The 10,825-nt window shown below is 68.9% G+C and carries 14 protein-coding genes; 2 read left to right on the forward strand and 12 right to left on the reverse strand.

What is annotated here, in order from left to right; all coding sequences use genetic code 11:
- Window positions 1-208: 208 nt before the first annotated feature.
- From KF837_15990 to fliN, 8 genes are all read right to left on the reverse strand, one after another.
- Window positions 209-1,444, reverse strand: coding sequence for a HipA domain-containing protein (locus KF837_15990; protein ID MBX3228822.1), 1,236 nt, complete (start codon window positions 1,442-1,444; stop codon window positions 209-211).
- The gene (locus KF837_15995; protein MBX3228823.1) at window positions 1,441-1,728 is read right to left on the reverse strand and encodes a type II toxin-antitoxin system Y4mF family antitoxin; all 288 of its coding nucleotides are present in this window, start codon (window positions 1,726-1,728) and stop codon (window positions 1,441-1,443) included. Before KF837_15995 ends, KF837_15990 begins: the two co-directional genes overlap by 4 nt.
- Before the next feature lie 250 nt (window positions 1,729-1,978).
- Window positions 1,979-3,046, reverse strand: a complete 1,068-nt coding sequence (locus KF837_16000) for an EscU/YscU/HrcU family type III secretion system export apparatus switch protein (GenBank protein MBX3228824.1) — start codon at window positions 3,044-3,046, stop codon at window positions 1,979-1,981.
- On the reverse strand, window positions 3,043-3,828 hold the full coding sequence (locus KF837_16005) for a flagellar biosynthetic protein FliR (protein ID MBX3228825.1): 786 nt from the start codon (window positions 3,826-3,828) through the stop codon (window positions 3,043-3,045). Before KF837_16005 ends, KF837_16000 begins: the two co-directional genes overlap by 4 nt.
- A 19-nt stretch (window positions 3,829-3,847) precedes the next feature.
- Entirely contained in the window at window positions 3,848-4,117 is a 270-nt protein-coding gene (locus KF837_16010) for a flagellar biosynthetic protein FliQ (protein MBX3228826.1), read from the reverse strand.
- Window positions 4,114-4,785 (reverse strand): flagellar type III secretion system pore protein FliP, encoded by a 672-nt coding sequence (gene fliP / locus KF837_16015; GenBank protein MBX3228827.1) that lies wholly within the window; start codon window positions 4,783-4,785, stop codon window positions 4,114-4,116. The genes KF837_16010 and fliP overlap by 4 nt, the downstream gene beginning before the upstream one ends.
- Window positions 4,782-5,489: a flagellar biosynthetic protein FliO gene (locus tag KF837_16020; protein ID MBX3228828.1), complete on the reverse strand. Its 708-nt coding sequence runs from the start codon at window positions 5,487-5,489 to the stop codon at window positions 4,782-4,784. The genes fliP and KF837_16020 overlap by 4 nt, the downstream gene beginning before the upstream one ends.
- The gene (gene fliN / locus KF837_16025; GenBank protein MBX3228829.1) at window positions 5,486-5,755 is read right to left on the reverse strand and encodes a flagellar motor switch protein FliN; all 270 of its coding nucleotides are present in this window, start codon (window positions 5,753-5,755) and stop codon (window positions 5,486-5,488) included. Before fliN ends, KF837_16020 begins: the two co-directional genes overlap by 4 nt.
- Before the next feature lie 94 nt (window positions 5,756-5,849).
- On the opposite strand from fliN, the gene KF837_16030 reads away from it, so the two are divergent.
- Both KF837_16030 and KF837_16035 read left to right on the forward strand, forming a co-directional pair.
- Window positions 5,850-6,680: a hypothetical protein gene (locus tag KF837_16030; protein ID MBX3228830.1), complete on the forward strand. Its 831-nt coding sequence runs from the start codon at window positions 5,850-5,852 to the stop codon at window positions 6,678-6,680.
- Window positions 6,677-7,480 (forward strand): hypothetical protein, encoded by an 804-nt coding sequence (locus KF837_16035; protein ID MBX3228831.1) that lies wholly within the window; start codon window positions 6,677-6,679, stop codon window positions 7,478-7,480. The genes KF837_16030 and KF837_16035 overlap by 4 nt, the downstream gene beginning before the upstream one ends.
- On the opposite strand, the gene KF837_16040 is transcribed toward KF837_16035, so the two are convergent.
- The 4 genes from KF837_16040 to KF837_16055 are packed head-to-tail and all read right to left on the reverse strand — an operon-like array spanning window position 7,477 to window position 10,817.
- Window positions 7,477-8,289, reverse strand: coding sequence for a FliM/FliN family flagellar motor switch protein (locus KF837_16040; GenBank protein ID MBX3228832.1), 813 nt, complete (start codon window positions 8,287-8,289; stop codon window positions 7,477-7,479). The two genes, KF837_16035 and KF837_16040, sit on opposite strands and share 4 nt — an antisense overlap.
- Complete coding sequence (locus KF837_16045) at window positions 8,286-8,825, reverse strand: flagellar basal body-associated FliL family protein (GenBank protein ID MBX3228833.1); 540 nt, start codon at window positions 8,823-8,825, stop codon at window positions 8,286-8,288. Before KF837_16045 ends, KF837_16040 begins: the two co-directional genes overlap by 4 nt.
- Before the next feature lie 13 nt (window positions 8,826-8,838).
- Window positions 8,839-10,128: a flagellar hook protein FlgE gene (locus KF837_16050; GenBank protein MBX3228834.1), complete on the reverse strand. Its 1,290-nt coding sequence runs from the start codon at window positions 10,126-10,128 to the stop codon at window positions 8,839-8,841.
- Complete coding sequence (locus tag KF837_16055; protein ID MBX3228835.1) at window positions 10,125-10,817, reverse strand: flagellar hook assembly protein FlgD; 693 nt, start codon at window positions 10,815-10,817, stop codon at window positions 10,125-10,127. Before KF837_16055 ends, KF837_16050 begins: the two co-directional genes overlap by 4 nt.
- Window positions 10,818-10,825 lie beyond the last annotated feature (8 nt).

A 10,825-nucleotide genomic window follows, 5' to 3' on the forward strand; every position in this document is an offset into this window, starting at 1 on the left:
ATGCCCGCTCAGGGCGCGCCCCCACACCGCGAGGAACGACACATCGACACCGACCTTGAGCCGCTTTTTCGCCGCCATCACGAATTCCCCGATATGACGCCGGGGTAGGAGACAGTCGCCCGCCCGCGGCACGGATGAGGTCGCAGGATTGACGCCCGAGCCCTCCGAACGCCGGGGGCGGCGCTGGAGGCTGCTCGGGGACGGCAGATCATGCCTCTTGCTTCGTTCCCAGGTCGACGCAGCGCTTCTTGATGGTCCGGGCGAGGTCCGCGGTCTTGCGCGCCTCGAGGCCGATCTCGCCCAGCCGCACGACCGATGCCGACGTCGCGTCGCACAGCTCGTCGAGGATCGCTTCGGTCGCCGCGCGGCGAACGCCGAAGCGCTCGCCGAAGGAGATAAAGCCAGCTCGCTTCAGGTTGTCATTTCGCCCGTCGAACGAGAGCGCCATGGTGCGATCACCGTAAGGGAGCGACGTGAGGACATCGTATGCCGGCGTGAGCTCGACGCGGCCATCCGCCGGATCCGTTCGCAGGCTGACGTTCTTTGCGTGCAGGTCGCCGTTTGCGATCAGGTAGGAGAACGCGATGAGCCGGAGGTACTTCGCCGTCTCGACGATCGGAGCGGAGCCGAGCTCGCCGATCCCGCGCGCGAGGTCGGCGTAGGAGAGGACGTACTTGTCACCTGGATAGCGATCGAGGAACTGACAGGCGTCCTCCTGGTGGACCTTCTTGACGACCCCCTTGCGCGGCGAGATCCGGTCGAAGCGCTCGACGAGGAGGCCTGCCGCGCCCTCGCGATCGTGGACGAGCTCGGCCCTCGCGACCGAGAGTCCGGCCGTGCGCGCGATCTCGAGGAAGAAGTGCTCGTTCTCCACGAGGCGCGGCATTTTCGGAGGATTGAGCTTGAGGATGTAAGCGGCACCGCCCTTTGCTCGAAGCGGCAAGGAGATCATGGCTGCCGAGACCTTGTCCTGGACACCTGGCAGGGTCGGCTCGAGACCTCTCTTCCCCGAAAGGCTCGCGCTCAGGATCTCGGAGAAGCTCGCCGAGGATAGTGAGAGGGTGTCGATCGCAGGCGCCACGCTTGGTGGATGGTCGGCGTCGACCACCACGGAGATGTCGCCAATACAGTCGGCCCCCGCATCGACGAGCAACGAGAGCAAGTCATCCTTCGACGTCTTGACCCGTCGGATGAGCGCCTCGAGACGGATTCCCTCTGGGAGGAGACCAGCAAAGAAGGGGTGCAGGTTCGTGCCCCGCGTCTCGACGCGGGGCACCTCCCGCGGCAGGCGATAACTGATCCCGCCATCCCAGGGAGCGTGCCCGGCGGCGAGAAACGACGGGTCATACTCGAACACCGCCCCCTGCGACGTGCGGAGGAGACGTCCGACGACGGAGTCATCGCGGATGACGCTCGCGACGGCGGGCTTCTCGGCGCGCGTCATCCAGACGTCTGGGGCTCGAGCTCCGCCGCAACGCGAAGAACGCTCTTTCCTTGGGCGACGACGAGCTCGAGGCCAAGCACGGCGAGCAGATCGAGGAGCTTGTCGAGGCGCAGTGACGGTTTGCCGGCCTCCACGTCGTAGACGAAGTCGGGGCCACAGCCTGCGAGCTGACTGAGATCGATCTGTGTCAGCTTCAGCGTCTTCCGTCGCGCACGAACGACCCGGCCGAGCCGCGCCGTGCGAGCAGCATGGGGTGAGCTCGATGAATCCATGCGAACGGCCATATTTCTTCCGACTCTACCTTGCCACCTCGTGTGATGCACAACATTCAATGCGATTGCATGGATTATTGTCGATAGCGGCCCGGATGGCGGGCGCACCACGTGGAATCCATGCGATCGCATGGCTGTCCTTCCTCGCCGAGGCCGCCGGTCCAGGATCATCGGCGCTCCTGGAGAGACGCGCTCCTGGAAGAGCCGCGCGCGGGACACAATCCTCGCTTCAGGAAACTCGACTGAGTCGCCGGGCGGTTGTTCAGGTGCGCTTCGGTTTGCGTTGGGCGCGCAGCTTGTAGACGAAGGCCAGGACGCGCGCGACGGCGGCGAAGTGAGCCGCGGGGACCGGGCGGCCGACCTGGACCTCGGCGTCGAGGGCGCGGGCCAGGCGGCGGTTCTCCATGATCGGGATCCCGTGCTTGCGGGCCTCGGCGCGGATGCGGAGGGCGATGTCGTCGTGGCCCTTCGCGAGGACGACCGGGGCCGGGTCCTTCGGGCCGTAGCGGAGGGCGACGGCTACGTGCGTCGGGTTCGTGACGATGACGTCGGCCTGCTTGACCGCCTTCATCTGGAGCTTCTTCAGGTTCGCGCGGCCCTTCGCGCGGATCTTGTGCTTCGCCTTCTGGTCGCCCTCCGACTGCTTCGACTCGTCCTCCCGCTCCTTGCGGGTCATCTTCATCTCCTTCGAGAGCGTGAACCAGCTCTGCGCGAAGTCGACGGCGGCGACGATGAGGAGAGTCGCGGTGCAGTACGCGGCGGTGCGGCCGAGCGCGGACAGAAGAAGAGGAATCGCGCCGACGAGAGGCATTCGCGACATCGCGGTCATGCTCGGGAGATCGGCGGCGAGCGCCTTCCACGCGACGACCGCGAGGAGCGCGATGCGGAGGACCGCGACGAACGTCTCGAGGCCCTGCTTCTTGACGTCGAAGAGGCGCTTGAAACCGTTCACCGGGTTCAGCTTGTCGACCTTCGGCATCAGGAGCTCGCCGAAGAGCTGGCCGCGCGTCTGGACGAGCGACATCGCGACGGAGGACGTCATCGCCGCCCCGACCGCGACGCCCGCGAGCGCGAGGAGGCTCGTCGCGGCGGCGGAGAAGACCGGGCCGACGCCCGCGCGCTCGATCGCGCCGAGGTCGCCGAGGGTCGATTGGAACATCGTGCGCGTCGTGTCCCAGAGGCGGCTCTGCGAGCCCGAGAGGACGAGGAGGACCGCGCCCGTCGCGACGACGCCGCCGAGGTCGCGCGCGCGGGCGATCCGGCCTTGCTTGCGGAACTCCTCCCTCCGCGCGTCGGTCGGATCTAGGGTCCGCTCGCTGTCGTCGCTCACGGCGAGGTCCCCGTCGCGACGCCGAGGACCTGCTCGATGCGCGGCGCCTCGTTCTGCATCTCGGCGGCGAGGCCCGCCGCCGTGTCGTCCATCGCGCCCATGATCGTGAGGACCGCGGCCGCGACGCTGATGCCCGCGCCGATGCTGAAGACCTGGAGCGAAGGCGAGGCGCGCGACACGAGCGCGAGCGCGAGCTGCACCACGAGCGCCACGCCCATGACCGGGAGCGAGAGCCGCACGCCCGCCTCCACCGCCTGCGAGACGAAGCCGACGAACGAAGGCGCCGTCGCGCCGATGTCCACCGTCTGGCCGATCGGGACGACGCGGAACGACTCGAGGAGATAGCCCAGCGCGACGCGATGCGCGCCGCAGGCGAGGAAGAGGAGCATCGCGAGGAGCGTCATCACGCGCGCCGGGACCGGATCCTCGGTGCCCATCGCCGGATCGAAGACCGCGCCCATCGTGAGGCCCGTCGACTGCGCGAACGACGAGCCCAGGATCTCGGCGGCCGAATACGTGACGCGGACGGTGAAGCCGATGAGGAGACCCACGCCGAGCTCGCACGGGACCAGACCGACGAGCGAGCCGTCGAGCCGAAGCGACGGCAGGTACGGCTGGCCCGCGCGCACCACCCACGCGAGGAGCAAGACGAGACCGACCTTCACCTGCGTTGGCGTGCTCTTGCCCGGAAACGGCGAGACGAGGACGAACCCCGCGAGCCGCGCGATCGCGAGCACGAGCGCCGCGGCCTCGGCCGTGATGATGTTCGCGAGCGGATCCATGCGGAGCGAGCGGCGAGGCTCAGTGCACGACGGACTCGATCGAGCCGAGCGAGCGCGTCGTGTAGTCGATGAGCTTGTTCGCGAGCACCGGGCCGAGGAGGACGAGGACGCCCACCACCGCGATGACCTTCACGACGAACGCCACGCTCTGCTCGTTGATCTGGAGGACCGTCTGCGCGACGCCGACGAGGAGGCCCGCGACGAGCGTGATGGCGAGCACCGGGCCGGCCACCCACATGACGGTCTGGAAGAGGCCGAGGATGGTCGCGAGCGCTTGGTCCGAGCTCATGGAGCGCTGAAGCTCCGAAGCAAGGACCCGACCAGGAGATGCCAGCCGTCCACGACGACGAAGAGCAGCAGCTTCAGCGGCAGCGAGATGGAGGCCGGCGGCACCATCATCATGCCCATCGCCATCAAGATCGCGGCGACCGCCAAATCGATGACGAGGAACGGGAGGAGCACGAGCACGCCCATCTGGAAGGCGGTCGTGAGCTCGCTCACGACGAAGGCCGGCGACGCGATGCGCATCGGCACCTCTTCTTCCGTCTGCGGCAGCGGCGCGTGCGACGCCTCGTAGAAGAGCGCGAGGTCGGCCTCACGCGTCTGCCGCAACATGAAGCTCCGGAGCGGGACCGCCGCGCGCTCCATCGCCTCCGCGTCGGAGATCCGGCCCGCCGCGTACGGCGTGTAGGCCTCGTCGAAGACCTGCTTCGTAACCGGCGCCATCGTGAACATCGTGAGGAACAGCGCGAGGCCGACGAGGACCTGACTCGGCGGAGACTGCTGCGCGCCGATCCCCTGCTTCACGAACCCGAGCACGACCACGATGCGCGTGAACGACGTCATCGTGAGGACGATGGCGGGGAGGAGCGAGAGCAGCGTGAGGATCGCGAGGATCTTCAGCTGCGGCGCGAGACCCGGACCGTTCGTCGCGGTCGCGTTGAGGAGATCGTTCACCAGTCACCGAGCTTCGTCACGCTGCGATCGTCCACGCTCTCCTGGAGCGAGAGGAGGAGCCCCTTCGCCTGCCCCGGCACGCGCGCCCTCGGCTGCTGCACGCGGCGCGGAGCGGTCATCACCGGCCGCGACTCCGCGGGAGCCGGAGGAGCCAGAGGAGCCGGAGCGAGAGCGGCCTTCTTCTTCCGCGCCTCGAGGAGCGAGCGCACGCGGTCGCTGAGCTCCTCGACCTCCTCCTCGGCGTCCTCGCGCATGTAGGCCTCTTCGCCCATGAGCGGGCTCTCCTCGCCGACCACACCTTCCGGCGTCTGGAGGACCGCGAGCGTCTGCATCGAGCCCGGCGTCATGCCGACGAGGAGACGCGTGCCCTCGACGTCGACGACGAGGAGCTCGTTGCGGACGCCGATCGAGGTGCGACCGAGGACGTCGATCGACGAGCGCTTCTTCGTCTTCGAAGACGTGAGGCCGCCCCTCTTCTTCTTGAGCCAGAGGCCCGCCGCCACCACGACGACGCCGCCGGCGAGGAGCTTGTAGCCGAAGGGCGTGCCCTCGTTCGTCGGGGCGAGGTTGAGGGGCTTCTGCGGGCGGACCTGGAGCGGCGTCGATGCCGCAGGCGCCGGTGTAGGCTCGTCCGCGAAGGCCGTCGACACGGTCGCCGCGGTCACCGCGATGACGGTCGCGACCGCGAGGGCGAGCTTCCTCACTGGTCCTCGCCTTCGGGCTTGGGGTCGGTCTTCGCGATGATCTCGGTGATGCGGAGGCCATAGCGATCGCCGAGGACGACGGCCTCGCCGCGGCCGATCAGGCGGCCGTTGACGACGATCTCGAGCGGCTCGCCCGCCGGCTTGTCGAGCTCCAGCGTCTGGCCCGTCCCGAGGCGCAGGAGGTCACCGATCTTCATGCGCTTGCGGCCGATTTCGAGGCTCACTTCGACCTCGACGTCGCGGAGCAGTCCGAGTGCGTTCGTCATGGGCCGGTCTTTCTTCAAGGCCCGTGCCGCACGAAATTCGGGCCCGAGCGTCACCAACGTGACGCTGCGCATTCCCCCACGTAGGATGAGGGATATGAACGTCCGTCGCGCGCTTCCGCTTTCCGCTTCCGTTCTCGTCCTTACCCTCGGATCGCTCTCGCTGGGCGCGTGCGGCGAAGACGATCCCGACGTCGTCTACGTCACGCAAGAAGCCGGGACCGATGGGGGTCGGCGCGAGGGCGGCGTCGTCATCCTCGACGACGCGGGAGAAGACCCGGTGCCCACGGTGTGTCAGCCGCAGACGCCGCCGGCGCGTCCGTTCATCACGCCGCCGCCGTTCCAGAACCGCTGCTCGCTCGCGACGATCGACGCCATCTTCAAGGGCTGCCGCGCGCAGGGCGCCTCGAACGCCGCGTGCCAGAGCGCGCTCGATCAGGCCTCCGACGACTGCTTCGACTGCCTCTTCAACGCCGCAGGCGCGAACCCGAACGCCGCGCTCGTCCAGTACGACGGCCGCGTGCCGTACATCTCCAGCCTCGGTACGTGCCTCACGGCCGTGCGCGGCGACACCGATCCGAGCGGCTGCGCCGTCGCGATCGGCGAGCTCGACACGTGCACGAAGCTCGCGTGCGTCGGCCCCTGCCGCGAGGGTACGCAGGAGGAGGAGGTCAACTGCGAGATCCTGGCGGCGCAGAGCGTCTGCTACAGCACCGCGAGCCGTAAGGTCTTCTCCGAGGAGTGCCAGAAGGAGATCGACGACGGGAAGTTCGACGCCTGCATCGGCGCGGGCATCACGAACGACCAGTTCGAGGAGAAGGTCATGCGCATCTCGTGCGGCCCGAACCCCGACGGCGGCGGAGGCCCGATCGTGCACGACGCCGGGAGCGACGCGGACGCCGAGACGGACGCAGACATCGAGCCGTGAGGCACCATCGCGCGGGTAGGACGCTGCTCGCGATCACCGCCGCTTCGCTGCTCGCCAACGCGGGCGCGTGCTCGAGCGACGCCGAACGCACCGACGACGACGGTGGCGTCACCGTCGTCCCGCGTCCGGACGTCGAGGTCGCGGGCTTCTGCGAGCCGATCGCTCCGCCGCCGATCACGTTCGTGCCGCCGCCCGCCTACCAGGCGAAGTGCACCGACGCGGAGCTCGAGCGCGTCTTGAACGACTGCGTCTTCGAGAACGCGACCGAGCAGAAATGCGAGGAGACGTTCAACGGCCTGCGCGCGTGCTTCGACTGCATGTTCGGGACGTTCCAGTCGAACCCTGCCCATCCGCTCGTCCTCTATGCCGAAGAGAGCGGACCACGCCCGAGCTCCGCCACGTGCATGAGCAACATCTCCGGCGACACCGATCCGAACGGGTGCGCCGTCGCCTTCGGCCAGGTCGAGACGTGCGCGTTCACCGCCTGCACCGCGTCGTGCCTCGGCGCCACCGACGAACAGAGACAGGCCTGCTACGAGGCGGCGATCGGCTCCGTTTGCACCGCGGGGCTCGAGAGGTTCGACAGCCCCGAGTGCGAGCGCGCCTACACGAGCAAGGCCTACGGGCCCTGCATCACCGGTGAGGACCCGAACGCGAGCGACGGGACGCTGCTGACGAACCTCGAATACTTCATGCTCGTCAGCAAGCTCGCGTGCGGGACGGCGCCGGTGGTGCCCGACGCCGGCGCGCCCGACGCGCCCGACGCCGATTCGTCCGACGCGGACGCCGACGCGCCTTAGCCGACGGAGCGCTCGAGCGCGACGGCGACGACCTCGCCGCTCGCGGTCGGGCGGCCGTGGAAGAGGACCGCTCCGCCAGCGGAGACGCGCGCCTTCTCGTCGAGCGGGAGCGAGAGGCGAACGACGTCGCCGACCTGGAGCTTCATGATCGCGTCGAGCGAGAGGCGCACCTTGCCGAGCTCGGCGACGACGTCGAGCTCGACGTCCGTCATCGCCGCTTCGATGCCGGGGTCGACGCGCGCCGGATCCGCCGACGGCTCGTCGGTGCGGATGCACCCGAGCGGGAGCGCGATCGAGACGCGGCCGCCGCCTTCGAGCACGAGCGCGACGACGACCGCGGCGCCGGCGTCGATCTCCTTGCTCGCGCACGGCTCCAGCGTGAGGCCGAGGCGCGCGGCGAGCGCGTCGGCGAACGCGCGGAGGACGCCGACGGAGACGCGGGAAGCGAGCGCGTTCTGCGCCGAGGTGAGCTTCGCCGACGGGAGCGTGGTCGCGCTGCCGCCGCCGAGCACGCCGTCGAGGACGCGGGCGAGCGCGGCTTCGTCGAAGAGCACGAGGCCGCGCGTGCTCGAGGACTTCTCGTTGAAGGCGGCGGTGTAGACGATCGATCCATCCGCCGCGAGATCGGCGAAGCTGGTGCAGCGCGTGGGGTCCACCGTGATGCTCACGCGCTTCCGCGCGAGGAACGGGAGCGCGCGCCGGAGCGCGGTCGCGAGCTCGGGGCCGGCCTCGGCCGCTCGGGCGCACGCGGCGCGGCCGCGGCCGCCGGGCTGGGCGAGCGTCTTGATCTGCGGATCCGTCGTGCTCATTGAATGACGAAGTCGGTGATGAGGATCTTCTTGGCCGACTCGGCGCCGACCTCGTGGCACTGCTCGAGGAGCTCCTTGCGGAGCCTGTCGTAGTGCGCGGGATCGGAGATGTCCTCGTAGGTCGTCTTGCGGAGGTGGGTGAGGACCGCGTCGCGGATGCGCGGCATGAAGGCCTTCGGGTCGTCGTGCGCCGCCGCCTTGGCGTCGAACTCGACCGCGACGGTCATCTTCATCGGGTGTGGCTTCTTGCTCGCGTCGAACACGCTGAGGAGGAACGGCTCGAGCGAGACGGTCGGGCCGGGCGGATGCAATTCATGTTTGCCCTTTCCACCGCTTTCAGCTTCTTCTTTCTCTTTCACGATGACGATCGCGTTCTGCGCCTTCGCGTAGCGAGTGCCGCCGTAGGAGGCGCCGGCGGCGAGGAGCGCCGGGATGACGAGCTTCAAGACGCCGCCCACCGCGGACGGCTTCTTCGACGCGGGCGGAGCGGCGTCGGCCGGCTTCGCCTCTTCGGTCTTCTTGGTTTCTTCGCTCATGGTGGCGCCAAGATCACTGCTTGATCATCATGAGCTCTTGCAGCATCTGATCCGCGGTCGTGATCGTCTTGCTGTTCGCCTGGAACGCGCGCTGATGGGCGATGAGGTCGACGAACTGCTCCGCGATGTCGACGTTCGACTGCTCGAGCGCGCCGGAGACGAGCGCGCCGCGGCCCCCCTCCCCCGCCGCCCCGAGCGCGGCCTCGCCGGAGGCGCGCGTCGCGGTCCACACGTTGGAGCCCGCCTTCGCGAGGCCGTCGTTGGAGCGGAACTTCGCGATCGCGAGCTTGCCCGCGGCGACCGTCTGGCCGTTCGAGTACACGCCGCTGACGACGCCGTCGGAGTCGATCTTCACGCCCGAAAGGTCACCCGACGCATAGCCGTCCTGCGACTGCGCGCTGATCGCGCTGTTCGAGCCGAACTGCGTCGTGCCGCCGAGGCCGGTGCCGCCCGCCGCGATCGGCTGGCCGAAGTCGACCGAGATCGCCTGGTTCGCCTTCGCGCCGGTGAAGCTCGCCGAGATCGGCGTGGCCCACTGCACGTCCTGGAGAGCGCCCGACGGGTTGAAGGTGAGCGTGCCGGTGCCGATCTCGACGTTCTGCCCCGGCGCGCCGCCGGCGAGCTCGTCGCCCTTCGCGAGGACGTGGACCTCCCACTCGCCGGGGTTCGTGCCCTTGCGGAAGTGGACGTCGACCGCGTGCGCCTGGCCGAGCGAGTCGTAGACCGTCATCGAGGTCGAGAGGTTCGAGGTGTCGCCGGGGCTCTGCGCGTCGAACGCGGCGCCGGGGGCGGTCGCGCCGGCGTCGAGGTTCGCGGTGAGGGTCATCGCTCCCGTCGGGCGCGGCGGGAGCTGCGCGGTCGAGAGCTGGAGCGTGCCGACGCTCGAGGTGAACGTGCCGTCGCCGTTCGCCGCGTAGCCCTGGATCGCGAGGCCGCCCATGTTCACGAGCTTGCCTTCGTTGTTCACCGTGAGCTGACCGGCGCGCGTGTAGAAGTCGCCGTGCACGCCGTTGACGGTGCCCTGCACGACGAAGAAGCCGTCGCCGGAGATGGCGAGGTCGGTCGCGTTGCCGGTGCTCACGAGCGCCCCCTGCGCGAAGATCTGCTGCGCCCTGCCGAGCCGCACGCCGCCGCCGGTCTGCTGCGCGCCCACCGCGCCGCCGAGGACGCTCTCGAACGTCGCACGCGACTTCTTGAAGCCGATCGTGTTGGTGTTGGCGACGTTCTCGCCCACGATGCTGAGCGTATCGCTCTCCGCAACGAGGCCCGAGACACCGGAGTACATGGCTTTCGTGATGCTCATCGAATCGATCCTCCTGAAACGCTCACGAGATCCGAAATTGGAGCCGTGACCCCGGAGTCGAGAGTGAGCTCCGGATACCCTTTGTCGAACGCGACCTTCGTGACCTTGCCCGCGACGTCCTGCGCCGCGTTCACGATGCTGTCGTCGGCGGTCCTCGCCTCGACCTTCATCGAGTAGGTCCCCCGCGCGGCGGGCACGCCGCTGTCGTCCTTGCCGTCCCACGCGATCGGCATCGGGCCGGCCGTGCGCGCGCCCATCTCGAGGGTGCGGACGGTCTTGCCGTCCTTGTCCTGGATCTGGACGGTGACCTTCGCCGCGTTCGCGGAGAGGTTCACGCTGCTGGAGGTCGCGGCGATGCCGTCGAACGCGATGCCGTTGCCGCGCACGGTGACGTCCTTGCCGACGAGGCCGACCGCTTCGTTGCTCGACATGCCGGCGAGCTGCGCGGAGACGACGTCGAGCTTCGAGCTCTGCGCGATCGACTGCTCGACGAGCGCGAACTGCGAGAGCTGGGTGATGAACTCGGTCCCCTCGGTGGGCTGGAGCGGGTCCTGATGGGCGAGCTGCGCGACGAGGAGCTTGAGGAACGCGTCCTTGTCCATCGCCGCCTTGTTCGCCTTGTCCGACGCCGACGCCGGCGACTGCGTCGCCGCGGATTGCGTTGCGCTACTGACGGATGCGAGCGTCATGGTTTTTC

The organism is Labilithrix sp., assembly GCA_019637155.1.
Lineage (GTDB): Bacteria > Myxococcota_A > Polyangia > Polyangiales > Polyangiaceae > Labilithrix.